Origin of the sequence: Cetobacterium sp. 2G large (assembly GCF_014250655.1) — a bacterium.
GTDB classification, from domain to species: Bacteria; Fusobacteriota; Fusobacteriia; order Fusobacteriales; family Fusobacteriaceae; genus Cetobacterium_A; species Cetobacterium_A somerae.
In genome coordinates this window covers 189226-204535 of record NZ_JACHTH010000003.1, presented here as the reverse complement: position 1 = coordinate 204535, position 15310 = coordinate 189226, and the positions used below count along the sequence as shown (strand labels likewise).

Sequence of the window (15310 nt, the reverse complement as noted above, 5' to 3'; positions counted from 1 at the left end):
ATGAGTAGATTAATTAGAGGTGTAAGTAAAAATGCAAGATTTGTTCTTGTAGATACAAAAGATATTGTACAGGAAGCTTTAGATATTCATAAGTGTAGTCCAACTGCTATATCAGCTTTTGGAAGACTTCTTTCAGCAGGAGTAATGATGGGAGCAACCTTAAAAGGAAATGATATACTAACACTTAGAACAATGACAGATGGACCTTTATCAAGTATGGTAGTAACAGTTGATAAGGATGGTGTAAAAGGTTATGTTTCAAATCCAGAAGCAGATCTCCCAGCAAAAGAAAATGGACAACCAGATGTACAAGCTTTAGTAGGAAGAGGAACTTTAAATGTTATTAAAGATTTAGGATTAAAGGATCCTTATGTTGGAGTATCAACAATAGAAAGTGGAGAGATTGCATATGATATTGCATATTATTATGTAACTTCAGAACAAACGCCTACAGTAATTGCTTTAGGTGTAGATTTAGAAAATGAAACAACAGTTAGATCAGCTGGTGGATACATGATTCAGCTTTTACCAGATGCAGAAGAAGGTTTTATAGTAGAGTTAGAGAAGAAAATAGGAGCTATTAGAAGCGTAACAGAACTATTTAAAGGTGGAATGGATATTGAAAGAATTTTACACCTTTTATATGAAGATATGAATGATGAAACTCATGAAAAATTAGTAGAGCCATATGAAATTTTAGACTCAAAAGAGATAAAATATAATTGTAATTGTGATAAAGAGAAATTCTATAAAGGAATTATAACTTTAGGAAAAGAGCAGTTAGAAGAGATATTAGCTGAAAGAGGAGAGGTAGAAGCTGAGTGTCATTTCTGTGGAAAAAGATACTCGTTTAAAAGAGAGGATTTAGGTGAGATACTGTGATTAAATTAATAGGGGTATTAATTATTCTAATTGGATTTATAATCAAATTAGATACTATAGCTGTTGTTTTAATAGCTGGAATAGCAACAGGACTTGTTGCAGGAATTGACTTTGTTGAGGTTTTAAATATTTTAGGAACAGCTTTTGTTCAAACTAGATATATGACACTTTTATTATTAACGCTTTCTGTAGTTGGAATACTAGAAAGAAATGGTTTGAGAGAAAGAGCATCAATTTGTATATCAAAGTTGAAAGGTGCAACAGCTGGAAAAGTTTTATCAATATATGTAACTGTAAGAATGTTAGCAGCAGTTTTATCTATGAGATTGGGTGGACATGTTCAGTTTATTAGACCATTAATTTATCCTATGGCAAAAGGTGCTATTGAGAAGGATGGAGTAGTATCAGAAGAGTTAGATGAAGATTTAAAAGGAATAACTAATGCTTCAGAAAACTACGCTAACTTCTTTGGACAAAATGTTTTCGTAGCATCTTCTGGAGTTCTTTTAATTGTTGGAACTTTACAAGAGTTAGGTGTAAAGGTAGAAGCATATGATGTAGCTAAAGCTTCTATACCAGTGGCATTAATAACTTTAGTATTAGCATATTTCCAATACTATCGTTTAGATAGAAAAATTAAAAAGTTAAGAGCAAAGTAGGAGGCAAAATTAATGGATGTAAAGATGTTATTAGAATTTATGTATATACTTTGCGGAATTATTTTATTGATAAGCGGTGTATATTCATTTTTAGATAAGAAGAATCCTAAGAGAATAGGATCAGCAGCATTTTGGATTATATTTGGATTCTTATTTATAGGTGGACCTCATGTAAATCCATCAATAGTAGGAGGATTACTTTTAGTAATGGGAGTTTTAAGTGCTACAAAATCTGTTTCACTTGCTTCATTTACAACAAGTACAGAGGAGTTTAGAGAGAAACAAGCTCATAAAATTGGAAATATGTTATTTGTTCCAGCTGGATTAATAGGAGTTGTAGCATTTTCAATAGCTCAATTTACAAAATTAGGTGGATTAATAGGACTAGGAATTGGGGCAATAGTTGCACTAGTTGTTACTATGATAGTAACAAAAGAAAAGTTTGATAAAATTCCTTATGATTCAAGTAGAATTTTACAACAAATGGGTCCAACAGTTATTTTACCACAACTTTTAGGATCTTTAGGTTCTGTATTTGCTAAAGCTGGAGTTGGAACTGTAATTGCCGGAATAATGGGAAGTGTAGTTCCAGAAGGAAATATTTTAGCTGGAGTAACTGTTTATTGCTTAGCAATGGCTATATTCACGATGATTATGGGAAATGGATTTGCAGCTTTTGCAGTTATAACAGCAGGTATAGGATATCCATTTGTTATAGCTCAAGGTGGTAATCCAGCAGTAGTTGGAGCTCTTGGATTAACAGCAGGATTCTGTGGAACGTTATTAACACCAATGGGAGCTAACTTTAATATAGTTCCAGCATCTATATTAGAGATGAAAAACAAAAATGGTGTAATATTAAAGCAAGTAGGTGTAGCAGTACCTCTTCTTGCAATACATGTTGTATTAATGTATTTCTTAGCATTTTAATTTTTAGGAGGTAGTGTAATGAAAGTTTTAATTACAGGTTTTGACCCATTTGGAGGAGAAAGTATAAATCCAGCATGGGAAGCAGTAAAAGCGATGAAAGACAATGTAGATGGTATAGAAGTAATAAAATTACAGATACCAACAGTTTTTAAAAAATCAGCTGAGAAACTATTTGCAGGAATAGATGAGCACAAACCAGATGTTGTTATATGTATTGGACAAGCTGGAGGAAGATATGATATGTCAGTTGAAAGAGTAGCTATTAATATGGACGATGGAAGAATTCCAGATAATGAAGGATATCAACCAATAGATACTCCAGTTTATGAAGATGGAGAAAATGCTTATTTTGCAACACTTCCTATTAAAGGTATTGTTGAAGAGATTAAATCAGCAAAAATACCAGCTTCAGTTTCAAACACGGCTGGAACATATGTATGTAATCATATAATGTACTCATTACTTTATTATATTTCAAAGAATAACTTAGATATAAAAGGTGGATTTATCCATGTTCCTTATATAACAGAGCAAGTTGTTGATAAGAAAAATATGCCTTATATGGAAGTTGCAACTATAACAAAAGCTTTAGAGTGTGCAGTTCAAGCATTAAATAAATATGAAGTAGATGTTAAAGTTTCAGGTGGTAAAGAGTTTTAATAGAAAAAGCCCGTCATAAAGATGGGCTTTTCTTTTACTCCTCAATAATACCGAAAATCTCTTCTAAATTTAATAAAATTTGTTCTTTAGAAGAATCATTAATTTTAACTCCAGATTTTTTAGAAAAAATAACTTTATCATTAATACTAAATAAAGAGTTTACTTCAGAATCAGAACTTAAAGAGATTATTTCTCCAATTCTATAATTTTTTTCATCGTTATTTTGGATTAATATAATTCCAGTAGAGGTTTTTTCTTCTAAATTTATAGTTTTAACAAGAACTCTTTTACCAATGGGTTTAATTTTCATTTTTACCTCCTAAAATATTTTAAGATAATAAAATTGTAACAAAAAAAAATAAAAAAGCAATAAAAATAAAAGAAGAGATGACGGGAACATCTCTTCTTAAAACGGGTTTCTAACCAATCAACTGGAGGGTTGCTGGCTATTTATATAATAAGTTTAGCACCTTATTATTGATTTATGATATAATTAAATAAAGATATACTATTTTTATTTAATTTGGTAAAAAAAATATCTCTAAAAAACGACGTGTGTTTTACAAGGTAAAATATACATTAAAAAAAAGGGTTTGTCAATAAAAAAATAAAGGAGTCGGGGATGGATTTTAAAAGTCAAAATAAAAACATTACAAATTTATTAAAATTTATTAATCAATGTGGTGGGTCTAATAAGTTAGAGATTGCTGAAAATATAATGGTTTCACCAGCTGCTTTAACAAAAATTTCTAAAAAATTACTTGGGGATAATATACTTGTTGAAAAAAAATATATAGATGAAAATAATAGAAAAAAAAATCTATTAGTTATAAATTATGAAAGATTCTACTCTATGGGTGTACTAATAGAAGAGAACTTAACAAAAGTTATATTAACAAATTTAAAAAATGATATTTTAGGAGAGTTGAAATTTAAAAATAACTATAATGGTGATTTTGATGAATATTTAAAAGCTTTACTTGAATTTATTGAAAAACTTGCAAAAGAAAATAAAGTTTTACCTGAGAAAATATTAGGTGTTGGTGTTGTAGTAACTAATGAGTTTATTGTAAAAAAATCACTAGATTTATTTAAAGAGGATAGATTTTTAACATTAAAAAAATCTATTATGGATAAATTTTCAGGATATGTATTTGTAGAGACTGAAATTAGAGCAGAAGCTTTATATGAAGCTTTTTTAGCTCCAGAATATAAAGATTTTTTCTTAGTAAAATATGGAGAAAAAAGAGGAAGTGCTATTATAATAGATAATAAGCTTGTAAATCCAGCTATTTCTCACTATAGATCAATGGGAACTAGACATTTTATAGTAGAACCTAACTCAGATGTATATTGTGAAATTTGTAAGAAAAAAGGGTGTTTTGATACCATGGTTTCTCCTAAAAATATATTTGAAGAAATTTTGAAGGAAAATAATTATTCAACTCGTATAGTAGAGATGTATAAAAATATGAGTTTTGAAGAATTTATAAAAAGAGCAGAAAGTGGAGAGATAACAGAGTGTAAAGCACTGAGAAAAGTAGCAAGATATATTGCAATTCTTATGATTAATCATAATAATTTATTACCTTTAGATACTTTTTTACTTTCTGGAAGAGTATTTAAAAGTTCACTTTTTTTAAGTTATCTAAAGATGTATTTACAAGAGTTTCAACTAGGAGAAGTTCATGAAAAACTTATAGTTTTAGATAAACATGTCTTTAGAGAAGAGTTAGTAGCTTCATTTTTACCGATAAATTATATTTTTTATAATTATCACTTTCAAGATAATTTAGAAGAGTAAATTTTAAGAGATAGAAATCTATCTCTTTTTTTAATGGATAAATTTCATATAGTAAAATAAAAATAAAAATATAAAAGTGAACTATTCTTTTAAAAATAAGGGGTTATAGCTAAAAAGTAAACAAAAAAATAATTTACTTAGAAAAATTATATTTACAAATTTAAAAAAATATTGTATAAAGAATACAGTGGAAAAGAAATATTTTTTTACTATAAAAAATTATTTCTCAAAATAACACAATTAAAAATCGGAGGGGATTTTATGAAAAAATTAGCACTTTTTTTAGGATCTTTACTTGTTGTAGGAACTGCAGTTCAAGCTAAAGAGGTTGTTGTAGCTCCAGTTGAAGTATCGAAAGAGATTATAGTTGTAGCTGAGCCTGTAGTTGAAGAGGTTGTAGCACCTGTATTTAAACCAACAGGATATGTAGGAGTACAATATAGAGCTTATGGTGAAACAGAAGGTCATGGAGATGACATAAGATGGAATACAGCTACAAATGCTGCAGATGATAACCAAGATACATGGAATAGAGGAGCTAATAAATACTCTAGACTTGAAACAACTTTTGGTGTTCAAGCAACTGAAAACTTCAAATTAGAGGGAAGAATTAGAGATTATAATAATTTAGAAAGCAATGGAGATAGAAGCAAAAACTCTAAAAGCGGGACAGAGACAAGATTAAGAGCTTACTATCAACACAATGATTGGTTTACTTCAAGAGTTCAATATAGAGATGAAGAGGATGATTCTCAAAACTTAGAATACCAAGCAAGATTTACAGTATATAAAAATGAAGGAGCATTATTAAGTAAGTTATTACTTGCTCCAAAAGTTTACCATTCATTCCCAGAAGATGGTGGATCTAACTACATGAATACTATCGGTATGGATATCGAGTATGCAGGTAACTTACCATTAGGATTTACTTGGGATGGTACAATCTATTTAAATCAAAACTTCTATGGACAAGACTTCCATACAAATGCTGATTTAACAGATAACAAAGACAAAGATTTCGTAGCAGAGTGGGAAATCTACTTATACAGAACTGTTGCATTATATTCAACAGATAATTATGCAATTGATTTCAACTTTGAAGGTGGATATGATCCATATAAGTTTGGACAATATGATAAATATACTAAAAATGAAACTACAGGAAAAGTTTCTAAATCAGCTAAAACAACTTATAGCTTATACACACTATTAACATTAGATGCAGAGTATAAAGTAACTGAAAACTTTGCAGTAAACGCTGGAGTTGGAGCAGAGTACAGAAACTGGGATATAACAGCTCAGGATGCTGCTTCTCACTGGAGATGGCAACCACTTGCATACGTAGGAATGAAAGCTACATTCTAATAGATATGCAATTAAAAACCCTTGGATTAATCCAAGGGTTTTCTTTTTTATAATAAAATTTTTTTAATATCCACCATAATTATCAGCAGCTAAAATAGCAGCTAAAACTTTTTCAGGAGTAACTTTAAAAGGCATATTATGAATTGTTTCTCCTGGTGCACAAGCAAGCTTAGCTACTTCTAAAAGTTTTTCTCTTTCAATAGAGTTAACTCCTAAATCTTCTAGAGATGTTGGTAGTCCAATATTTTTACAGAAGAATAAAACTTCATCAATCTCTTCCATTGGTGCATTTTCAAGGAACAATTGAACTAAAGTTCCGAAAGCCACTTTCTCTCCATGATATAAATCATGACACTCTTCAAGAGCTGTTAATCCATTATGAATAGCATGAGCAGCAGCAAGTCCACCACTTTCAAAACCAATACCACTCAAATATGTATTAGCTTCAATTATATTTTCAACTGCTTTTGTACAAACACATTTTTGTGCAGCAAACATAGCTTTTTCTCCATCTGCGATAAGTGTGTCAAAACATAGCTTAGCAAGAGCCATAGCAGCTTTAGTAGGAAGTCCACCACCCATATTTAAAGCTCCTGATTGTTCACAAGCTCTAGCTTCAAAATATGTAGCTAAGGCATCACCCATTCCACTAGCTAAAAGTCTAGCAGGAGCTTTAGCAATAATCTCTGTATCTATTAAAACTATATTTGGATTACTTGGTAAAATAAGATATTCATCAAAAACACCTTCATCTGTATAAAGAACTGATAAAGCACTACAAGGAGCATCTGTTGATGCAATAGTAGGAACTATTATAACAGGAAGATTTGAGTAGTAGGCAAGGGCTTTAGCTGTATCTAAAGTTTTACCGCCACCAACTCCAATTACAATTTCAGATTTTTTTTCTTTTAAAATCTCTTTTAATCTATTAACCTCATTTTTTGAGCACTCTCCATTAAAAAGTTCAAAAGTAGCAGTTAAATTTTCTTTTTTAAAACTTTCTCTTATAATATCTTCAGTTATACTCATAACAAAGTTATCAGCAATAATAAAAGCGTTTTTTTTAGCATATTTAGCAAGATTGCTTAAAGAGTTAGCTCCCTGAATATACTTACTTGGTGATAAAATGATGTTTTCCATTTAATACCTCCATAACCTTTAATAAAAAAGAACTTTGATATCTATTTATTACCACTAAACTCTTAATTTGTAAATAGAAAAGTGGTATAATTTAATAAAAAAGGATGGTGGACTATGCTAAAACTTTTTGATTTAGTTAAAGAGAGTGAACCGAAAAAAAGAATAGATGAATTAAGAAAAGAGATAGAGCGATATAATTATTATTATTATACTAAAAATGAATCTATAATCTCAGATTTTGAATTTGATAAACTTTTAAAAGAGTTAGAAAAATTAGAAAAAGATTATCCAGAGTTCAAAGAAGAAGTATCTCCAACAAAACATGTAGGAGCAATTGATTTAAAAGAATCAAAGTTTAAAAAAGTTATTCATAAAAAGCCTATGTTGAGCTTAAGTAACTCATATAATATTGAGGATGTAGTTGCTTTTACAGAGAGAATAGAAAAAAATCTTGAGTATAAGCATGAAAAATTAGAGTATGTTCTTGAATTAAAGTTAGATGGAGCTAGTATAAGTATAACTTATGAAAAAGGTCAACTTGTAAGAGCAGTAACAAGAGGAGATGGAATAGAGGGAGAGGATGTTACAGAAAATATTTTAGCTATTAATACAATTCCTAATTATTTAAAAGAGGATGTTGATTTAGAGGTTAGAGGAGAGATTGTGCTTCCTTTAAGCCAATTTGAAAAATTAAATGAGGAAAGATTAAAAAATGGTGAAGAGATATTTGCCAATCCAAGAAATGCAGCTAGTGGTACTTTAAGACAGTTAGATTCAGAAATAGTTAAAGAAAGAGGATTAGATGCTTACTTTTACTATGTAGTAGAACCTTTAAAATATGGTTTTAAAACGCATAGAGAGAGTTTAGACTATTTAGATAAAGTAGGAATAAAAACAACTGGAGTAGCTGAAGTAATAGATGATTTAGTTGTTATGGAAAAAAGAATAGCTTATTGGGAGATTGAAAGAGAAAAATTAGACTTTGAAACAGATGGATTAGTAATAAAATTGGATAATATTGATCTTTGGGATGAAGTGGGATATACAACAAAAAGTCCAAGATGGGCAATAGCTTATAAATTTCCAGCAAAACAAGTTACAACTAAACTCTTAGATATAACTTGGCAAGTTGGAAGAACTGGAAAAGTTACTCCTGTAGCAGAATTGGAAGAGGTTGAACTATCTGGAAGTAAAGTTAAAAGAGCTAGTTTACACAATATGGATGAAATTCTAAGAAAAGATATTAGAATTGGAGATAGAGTATTTATAGAAAAAGCAGCAGAGATTATTCCTCAAGTTGTAAGTTCTATAAAAGAGGTTAGATCAGGAGAGGAAAAAGAAGTTATTTCTCCAACAAACTGCCCAGTGTGTGGATCACTTTTAGAAAAAGAGGATGGATTAGTTGATTTAAAATGTGTAAATCCTAACTGCCCAGCAATTATTCGAGGAGGGATAGAATATTTTGTATCTCGTGATGGAATGAATATAAGTGGATTTGGAAGTAAAATTGTAGAAAGAATGCTAGAGCTTAATTATATAAAAGATATTACTGATATATATAATTTGGGTGAACATAAAGAAGAACTTATGCAATTAGATAAGATGGGAGAAAAAAGTGTAGAAAAACTTTTAACTTCAATAGAAAAAAGTAAAGAGAGACCATACTCTAAAACATTGTATGCTTTGGGAATACCTTTTGTTGGAAAATTCTTAGGAAATGTTTTAGCAAAAAAAAGTAAAAACATAGACAGATTATCTCAAATGTCTAAAGAAGAACTTTTAGAAATAGATGGTGTTGGTGATAAAGTTGCTGAATCAGTTTATAACTTCTTTAGGGATGAAAAGTCAATGACAATAGTTAAAAAACTAAAAGATTATGGAGTAAACTTTGGAAAATCAGATGAAGAGGTTGAAGAGAAGATAGTTGAAAATGGTAAGTTTTCAGGAAAAACATTCCTTTTTACAGGAAAATTACAGAGATTTAAAAGAGAGGAAATAAAGGATTTAATAGAATCTTTAGGTGGAACAAATCTATCATCGGTAAGTAAAAAGCTTAATTATTTAATTGTTGGAGAGGATGCTGGAAGTAAGTTAACAAAGGCAAAAGAGATTGGAACAATAGATATTTTAACAGAGGATGAGTTTATAGAATTAACGAAATAATAAAAAGCTCCCTAGGAATAATCCTAGGGAGCTTTTTATATATTATATTAGCACTTTATTTAAAGATTATTTATTAAGCAGCTTCAGTTTCGTTTAAAGACTTCTCATATACTCTTAAGAAAGGAATATATAGGAAGAATGAAACAGCAACTAATCCACAACTTAGGATAAATGCAGTAATACTGAAGTTAGTAGCAAGTAACGCTCCGATTGGTCCTGGAGTTGTCCAAGGAACAAGAGTTATAATCTTTCCTACTAAGTCAAACTTTGTAGCAAACCATGCTATACAAGCATTTAATACTGGGATTCCAACGAATGGAATGAATAGTAGTGGGTTCATTACAATAGGTGCTCCAAACATTATTGGTTCATTGATATTGAATACTGCTGGAATAACTGAAAGTTTTCCAATTGATTTAATATGTGCATTTTTACTTACAGACATAGCAAGTGCAAGTCCTAAAGTAGCTCCAGCTCCTCCGATATAAACATAAGCATCAAGGAATCCTCCTGCAAATATCTTAGGTAAAGCTTCACCAGCTTGAAGAGCAGCTTGGTTAGCAGCAAGGTTAGATAGTGTTATAGAGTTAATAATAGCTATAACAATGTTTGTTCCGTGTAATCCAGCAAACCATAAAAGGTGAGTGATTATGATAATAAAGATTACAGAAATTAGTGAATCAGACATATTTAATAATGGTGCAAAAGCTTTTAAGATAATCTCAGGAACCATGATGTTTAAGCTCTTCATTGCAAATATATTCATTGCATGGAAGATGATTGTAACAAATACGATTGGGATTAATAACTCAAATGATTTAGCAATTGCAGGCGGTACAGAATCAGGAAGTTTAATAACGAACTTCTTTTGTACTAATAATCTGAATATTTCAATAGCTATTATTGCTCCTAGGATAGCTGTAAATAGTCCTTTAGCATCAAGGTATCTAGCGTCCATAATTGGCATCCATCCACCATCAGGGATAAGGAATAAAGCTCCAGCTCCCTCAGCTTGACCAACAGGTAACCAATCTAGTTTCGCTGAAACTAGTAAAAATGCATACATTGATAAGAATCCACCAGTTGTACCATTAAGACCATAACTATTAGATAAAGACATTCCAATTCCATAAGAAACGAATAAAGACATAATTCCCATACTTACATAGAAAGGTTGTACTAAATCTCCTTTAAAAGCCCCCATTAAATTAGCGTACCACTCCATGTAAAGTACGTTATTAGGATCAGTAAATGGTAGGTTTACCATTAAAAGGATAAATGAACCAATAATTAAGAACGGCATTGTATAAACGAAACCGTCTTTGATTGCATTTAAATATCTGTTTTGTCCAACTTTGGCAGCAACAGGCATAAGTTTTTCTTCAATAAGATTCATAAAGTTACTCATAAATTTTTCCTCCGTTTTTTAGTTTTATTATATCAAATTTTATAGAAAGGGGTGGAGGAAAAAACTTCCCCTCCCCATAATTTTTATAATACTTTTATATAGTTGATATTAGTTAAACTTGTAGTTTAAACCAATATATGTCCACCACATATCAAGATCTTTTTTACCATCTCCACTAGGTGATTTGAAAACATCTGAATTTTTGTAATCTCTAGTATTATCATCATATGCAACTCCTAAGAAAGTTGAGAATTGCTCATTGATTACATAGTTAGCCATTAATTCATATCTAACTCTTGATCCAGCTTTATTCTCATAATCTCTAACATAGTCACCATTAACTTTACCATCTTGAGTTCTCTCTAAAGTGAATCTGATTCTAGGCATGATAGTTAATTTTTCAGTAGCTTGATATGGCATCATAACTCTTAATTGAGTTTCAACCATTTCATAAGAGTCGTACATCTCTCCAGTTGTATAGATAGTAGGGTTTAATGATAACTTTTCAGTTAGCTTAAATGAAGGTCCAAAATCTCCTTCCCAGTACCATCCGTTATCTCTAGAAGAAGTACCATCTTCATTACTTGACTTATCTTTATCATATCCAGCAACTAACCATCCAGCTAATAAACCATTGAAGTGATTGAAGTCAGTTCCTAACTCATATCTATCTCTAGTCCAGTTAGATTGATAAGCGTTTCTAGAATAATCTCTAGTTCTCTCTTCATTTCTATATTTTAAATGGAATCCTTGGTTAGCAAATAATTGATATCTAACTTTCCAATCTACTCTTGTAGCTTCCCACTCAGCATCAGGTCTGTTGAATCCTAAATCTCCACCAAATCTCTTTTCAACATTTAAATCTAAAGTTAACTTTCCTTTTGAAGCAGATACTCCAGTTCCCCAGAAAGTTCCATCCTCATCGTCACCAATGTTTTCTCCAGGTCCTTGCCATCTTAAAGATGAACCATTATCAAAATCCTCTGTCTCTAAGTACATTCTACCAGCAAAAGTCCATTTATCCTCTGGAACTTCAACCATAGACATAACTTGAGTCTCGTCATTTACATTCTCTTCTCTAATTTCCCCAGCAACAGGTGCAACTGTTTCAGTAGTAGTTGTAGGTCCAGCTACAACCTCTTTAGCAAAAACGTTTGTACCTAATAATGATAAAGCAGCTAATAAATAAAGTGATTTTTTCATTTGTTACCCTCCCGTTTTTTAAATAAAAGTGTTATTATTATTTTATTTTTATATTTAATTATTTAGCTAAGCTTAAAGCAAAGTCTAAAATTTTCTTACCATTTAAAGTTCCGTATGCCATAGTATCAATTACATCTAAAGGTTTTCCAGCTTCAGCAGCGATAGCAGCTAATTCCGCTTTCTTAAATCTAACTTGTGGACCTAAAAGGAATACATCATATTTAGGTAATAACTCATGGAATTGCTCTAAACCTACAGCATCAATTTTAACTTCTATATTTTCAGCAGCAGCAGCAGCTTCCATTTTTTTAACAACCATACTTGTTGACATTCCTGCAGAACAAAGTAATAATATTTTTTTCATAATTATTTCTCCTTTTAATTTACATATTTGAATTTTTAATTTAAAATTTTTAATTTGTATTGAGTGAACCTTTCACCTGACACTAGAATTATAAAATATGTTTTAAAAAAAGTCAAATTTCACAAAAATCAGACTTTTTTCGTCAAATAACAATATGTATAATAAAAAAAAACTTGAAAATAAGAGAGAAATATTGTATTCTTTAATAGGAACGAAAAAAAAAATAAAAAAAATCGTCTAATTTTGATGGGAAAGTGTTAAAAAAAAACAAAAAAATTTAAAAAAAATTAATAATTAAACAAAAAAGGTGGTGGAAGTATGAGAAAAATGGCTTTTGATTTTTCTAAAAATGATATTTTTATAGATACAGATAAGAAGTTAAACAAAAAAGAAAGAGATTTTTTAGAGGTAATCAGAGAAAGATACAAAGGAAAAAATGAAAAATATATAGTTTTTACAGAGAAAGAGTTAAAATCAATTGTAAAAGATAGAGGGTTAATAGAAGATTTTTTAGATAAATTTTCTAAAAGAAGGATTCATTTGAAGTTAATTGAAAAAGATGAAGAGATATTTTTCTCGTCATTTCCAATATTTGATTTTTATATGAGAAATAGAGAGGAATATAGACTTTATATATCAAGATCATTAAAATCACTAAAAGAGAGTGGAATTTTTGATGATATAGATTTACTTTTAATTCTTTTATTTAAAGATAAAAAAAGTTTTCAACTGTATTTGGCTATGATAAAAAATAGAAATCAAGGTGGATTCTTAATAAGTAGAGATCAATTAAAGGAACTTTTAGGAGTAGGACAAGAAAACTATGAAAGATTTTATGATTTCGAAAAAACAATTTTGAAACCAGCCTTAGAAGATATAAACCAATTGACAAAATATAATATAGATTATAAAAAAATAAAAAATAGTGATGGTTTTACAAGTAAAATAATGGAGATAGAGTTTGTGTTTAGTCATAAATTATCTCTAATATTAGCTGAAGAGATTGATAGACTTTTACTTCCACTTAGAGATAGAGTAGATTCTATATCAACAGTAAGTAAAGTAATAGAGGAAGCACTATTAAAAGAAGGTGTAGAATTTGTTAGAAATAATCTTTATCACTTAGACAAAGGTATCTCTGGTTCTCTAGATGAAGCTATATGTTTAGCTTTAAAGGAAAATCAAAATATGGATCATCAAGAGAAATATATTTTAGTTAGTAAAACAGTGGATATATTTTCAAATAGATTTATCTTTGAATCAAGACTTTATAAAGAACTTTTAAAATGTAAGTTTTACTATAACTATAATTTTTTAAAAGCTTTAAGAAATATGAAAGTTGGAGAAACTTTAGAGTATAAAGATGAGAGACATAAAATAAATATTCTTTACTTAGATAAAGGTAGAGAGAGCACTATAGAGATTTATAAAACAGTAGAAGACGCTACTGGAGAAAAAAAATAAATTTACCCGTTAATATGTGAAAAAAAGTGAAAAGTAGTTGAAATTGTTGTAGATATTAGACGAAAAAAAAGAGTATATTTTTCTTGAAGTTTTAACTCTTGACTTATGTAAAAAAATCTAGTAAAACCTAAGTAAAATAAAGGTTTTCAGGAGGGAGTAGAGAATGAAACAATTAGGAATATCTATATATCCATTTCATGCTACATTGGAAGAAAATAAAAAATATATTGAGTTAGCAGCAAAATATGGATATAAAAGAGTTTTCACTTGCTTATTATCAGTTGATGGGGATAAAGAGGTTATACTAAAAGAGTTTAAAGATACAATAGAGCACGCAAATAGCTTTGGAATGGAAGTTATGGTAGATGTGGCTCCATCTATATTTAGTAAATTAAATATAAGTTACGAAGATCTTTCTTTCTTTAAAGAGATTGGGGCTTGTGGAGTAAGACTGGATTTAGGTTTTTCTGGAAACGAAGAGAGTATAATGACATTTAATGAGCACGGATTATTAGTTGAGATAAATATGAGTCAGGATACAAACTATGTAAATACAATAATGGATTTTATGCCAAATAAAGAGAAATTAGTTGGATGTCATAATTTCTATCCACATAGATATACAGGGCTTTCAAGAGAGCATTTTAGAAGTTGTAATAAGAGATTTAAAGGTTTTGCTTTAACAACAGCAGCATTTGTAACATCACAAACAGGAACTTTTGGACCATGGCCAGTAAATGATGGACTTTGTACATTAGAAGAGCATAGAGATTTACCAATTGAAGTTCAAGGTAGAGAGTTATTTAATGAAGGAATAGATGTTGTAATTATATCAAACTGTTTTCCAACAGAAGAGGAACTTAAGAGACTAGCAGATGTAAATAAAGAGATGCTAGAGCTTGAGTGTGAAGTTTATGATGGTGTAGGGTCAGTTGAAAAAGATATAATTGAAAAAGAACTACATTACCAAAGAGGGGATGTAGGAGAGTATGTTGTTAGATCGACACAGTCAAGAGTAAAATATAAAGGAACTCATTTTGAGTTATTTAACCCAGTTGATATTAAAAAAGGAGATGTATTAATCGAATCATCACTTTATGGTCAATATGCTGGAGAGTTACATATTGCAAGAAAAGATATGAAAAATTCAGGAAAAACAAGTGTAGTTGGGAAAATAGATCCAAACTACATGGGATTATTAGATAGTATTAAACCTTGGCAAAAATTCAAGATTAAAATAAAAAAGTAATAAAAATCGGTTTAGGAGG

At 29.8% G+C, this 15310-nt stretch carries 14 protein-coding genes; 9 read left to right on the top strand and 5 right to left on the bottom strand.

The genetic code is table 11. The features are described 5' to 3' along the window. The 4 genes from hslO to pcp are packed head-to-tail and all read left to right on the top strand — an operon-like array spanning nt 1 to nt 3131. Nucleotides 1-882 (top strand): Hsp33 family molecular chaperone HslO, encoded by an 882-nt coding sequence (gene hslO / locus H5J23_RS02175; RefSeq protein ID WP_040406370.1) that lies wholly within the window; start codon nt 1-3, stop codon nt 880-882. Further along, a complete protein-coding gene (locus tag H5J23_RS02170; RefSeq protein ID WP_023052125.1) occupies nt 879-1541 on the top strand; it encodes a DUF969 domain-containing protein in 663 nt (220 codons plus the stop codon). The genes hslO and H5J23_RS02170 overlap by 4 nt, the downstream gene beginning before the upstream one ends. A 12-nt stretch (nt 1542-1553) precedes the next feature. Continuing rightward, nucleotides 1554-2471 carry a DUF979 domain-containing protein gene (locus H5J23_RS02165; protein ID WP_023052124.1) on the top strand — a complete coding sequence of 306 codons (918 nt, stop codon included), beginning with the start codon at nt 1554-1556 and terminating at the stop codon, nt 2469-2471. A gap of 18 nt (nt 2472-2489) precedes the next feature. Then, nucleotides 2490-3131 (top strand): pyroglutamyl-peptidase I, encoded by a 642-nt coding sequence (gene pcp / locus H5J23_RS02160; protein ID WP_185890821.1) that lies wholly within the window; start codon nt 2490-2492, stop codon nt 3129-3131. A gap of 34 nt (nt 3132-3165) precedes the next feature. On the opposite strand, the gene H5J23_RS02155 is transcribed toward pcp, so the two are convergent. Then, nucleotides 3166-3441 carry a co-chaperone GroES gene (locus H5J23_RS02155; protein WP_185890819.1) on the bottom strand — a complete coding sequence of 92 codons (276 nt, stop codon included), beginning with the start codon at nt 3439-3441 and terminating at the stop codon, nt 3166-3168. 312 nt (nt 3442-3753) lie between these two features. Between H5J23_RS02155 and H5J23_RS02150 the strand changes: the two genes are divergently transcribed. Both H5J23_RS02150 and H5J23_RS02145 read left to right on the top strand, forming a co-directional pair. Next, nucleotides 3754-4935, top strand: a complete 1182-nt coding sequence (locus H5J23_RS02150; RefSeq protein WP_185890818.1) for an ROK family protein — start codon at nt 3754-3756, stop codon at nt 4933-4935. A gap of 261 nt (nt 4936-5196) precedes the next feature. Next, nucleotides 5197-6300 carry a hypothetical protein gene (locus H5J23_RS02145; protein WP_185890816.1) on the top strand — a complete coding sequence of 368 codons (1104 nt, stop codon included), beginning with the start codon at nt 5197-5199 and terminating at the stop codon, nt 6298-6300. 63 nt (nt 6301-6363) lie between these two features. On the opposite strand, the gene H5J23_RS02140 is transcribed toward H5J23_RS02145, so the two are convergent. Beyond that, the gene (locus tag H5J23_RS02140; protein WP_185890814.1) at nt 6364-7440 is read right to left on the bottom strand and encodes a glycerol dehydrogenase; all 1077 of its coding nucleotides are present in this window, start codon (nt 7438-7440) and stop codon (nt 6364-6366) included. A gap of 114 nt (nt 7441-7554) precedes the next feature. Here H5J23_RS02140 and ligA point away from each other — a divergent pair, with 114 nt between their 5' ends. Then, on the top strand, nt 7555-9603 hold the full coding sequence (gene ligA / locus H5J23_RS02135) for an NAD-dependent DNA ligase LigA (protein ID WP_185890813.1): 2049 nt from the start codon (nt 7555-7557) through the stop codon (nt 9601-9603). Between the two features lie 73 nt (nt 9604-9676). Here the strand turns inward: ligA and celB are convergent, their stop codons facing one another. The 3 genes from celB to H5J23_RS02120 all read right to left on the bottom strand — a co-directional run bounded on the left by celB (nt 9677) and on the right by H5J23_RS02120 (nt 12578). After that, a complete protein-coding gene (gene celB, locus H5J23_RS02130) occupies nt 9677-11011 on the bottom strand; it encodes a PTS cellobiose transporter subunit IIC (RefSeq protein ID WP_185890811.1) in 1335 nt (444 codons plus the stop codon). Nucleotides 11012-11119: 108 nt separating this feature from the next. After that, complete coding sequence (locus tag H5J23_RS02125; RefSeq protein WP_185890809.1) at nt 11120-12214, bottom strand: hypothetical protein; 1095 nt, start codon at nt 12212-12214, stop codon at nt 11120-11122. 58 nt (nt 12215-12272) lie between these two features. Beyond that, nucleotides 12273-12578: a PTS sugar transporter subunit IIB gene (locus tag H5J23_RS02120; protein ID WP_023052115.1), complete on the bottom strand. Its 306-nt coding sequence runs from the start codon at nt 12576-12578 to the stop codon at nt 12273-12275. Between the two features lie 318 nt (nt 12579-12896). On the opposite strand from H5J23_RS02120, the gene H5J23_RS02115 reads away from it, so the two are divergent. Together H5J23_RS02115 and H5J23_RS02110 are read left to right on the top strand one after the other, a co-directional pair. Further along, on the top strand, nt 12897-14042 hold the full coding sequence (locus H5J23_RS02115; RefSeq protein WP_185890808.1) for a replication initiation protein: 1146 nt from the start codon (nt 12897-12899) through the stop codon (nt 14040-14042). Nucleotides 14043-14205: 163 nt separating this feature from the next. Then, the gene (locus tag H5J23_RS02110; RefSeq protein WP_185890806.1) at nt 14206-15291 is read left to right on the top strand and encodes a DUF871 domain-containing protein; all 1086 of its coding nucleotides are present in this window, start codon (nt 14206-14208) and stop codon (nt 15289-15291) included. Nucleotides 15292-15310: the final 19 nt, after the last annotated feature.

Excerpts from the sequence above, each read along its gene's own strand:
- H5J23_RS02150 (WP_185890818.1), top strand. The coding sequence starts at position 3,754 with ATGGATTTTAAAAGTCAAAATAAAAACATTACAAATTTATTAAAATTT.
- H5J23_RS02115 (WP_185890808.1), top strand. The coding sequence starts at position 12,897 with ATGAGAAAAATGGCTTTTGATTTTTCTAAAAATGATATTTTTATAGAT.
- hslO (WP_040406370.1), top strand. The coding sequence starts at position 1 with ATGAGTAGATTAATTAGAGGTGTAAGTAAAAATGCAAGATTTGTTCTT.
- H5J23_RS02110 (WP_185890806.1), top strand. The coding sequence starts at position 14,206 with ATGAAACAATTAGGAATATCTATATATCCATTTCATGCTACATTGGAA.
- H5J23_RS02120 (WP_023052115.1), bottom strand. The coding sequence starts at position 12,578 with ATGAAAAAAATATTATTACTTTGTTCTGCAGGAATGTCAACAAGTATG.
- H5J23_RS02140 (WP_185890814.1), bottom strand. The coding sequence starts at position 7,440 with ATGGAAAACATCATTTTATCACCAAGTAAGTATATTCAGGGAGCTAAC.
- celB (WP_185890811.1), bottom strand. The coding sequence starts at position 11,011 with ATGAGTAACTTTATGAATCTTATTGAAGAAAAACTTATGCCTGTTGCT.
- H5J23_RS02145 (WP_185890816.1), top strand. The coding sequence starts at position 5,197 with ATGAAAAAATTAGCACTTTTTTTAGGATCTTTACTTGTTGTAGGAACT.
- H5J23_RS02165 (WP_023052124.1), top strand. The coding sequence starts at position 1,554 with ATGGATGTAAAGATGTTATTAGAATTTATGTATATACTTTGCGGAATT.
- pcp (WP_185890821.1), top strand. The coding sequence starts at position 2,490 with ATGAAAGTTTTAATTACAGGTTTTGACCCATTTGGAGGAGAAAGTATA.
- H5J23_RS02155 (WP_185890819.1), bottom strand. The coding sequence starts at position 3,441 with ATGAAAATTAAACCCATTGGTAAAAGAGTTCTTGTTAAAACTATAAAT.
- H5J23_RS02125 (WP_185890809.1), bottom strand. The coding sequence starts at position 12,214 with ATGAAAAAATCACTTTATTTATTAGCTGCTTTATCATTATTAGGTACA.
- ligA (WP_185890813.1), top strand. The coding sequence starts at position 7,555 with ATGCTAAAACTTTTTGATTTAGTTAAAGAGAGTGAACCGAAAAAAAGA.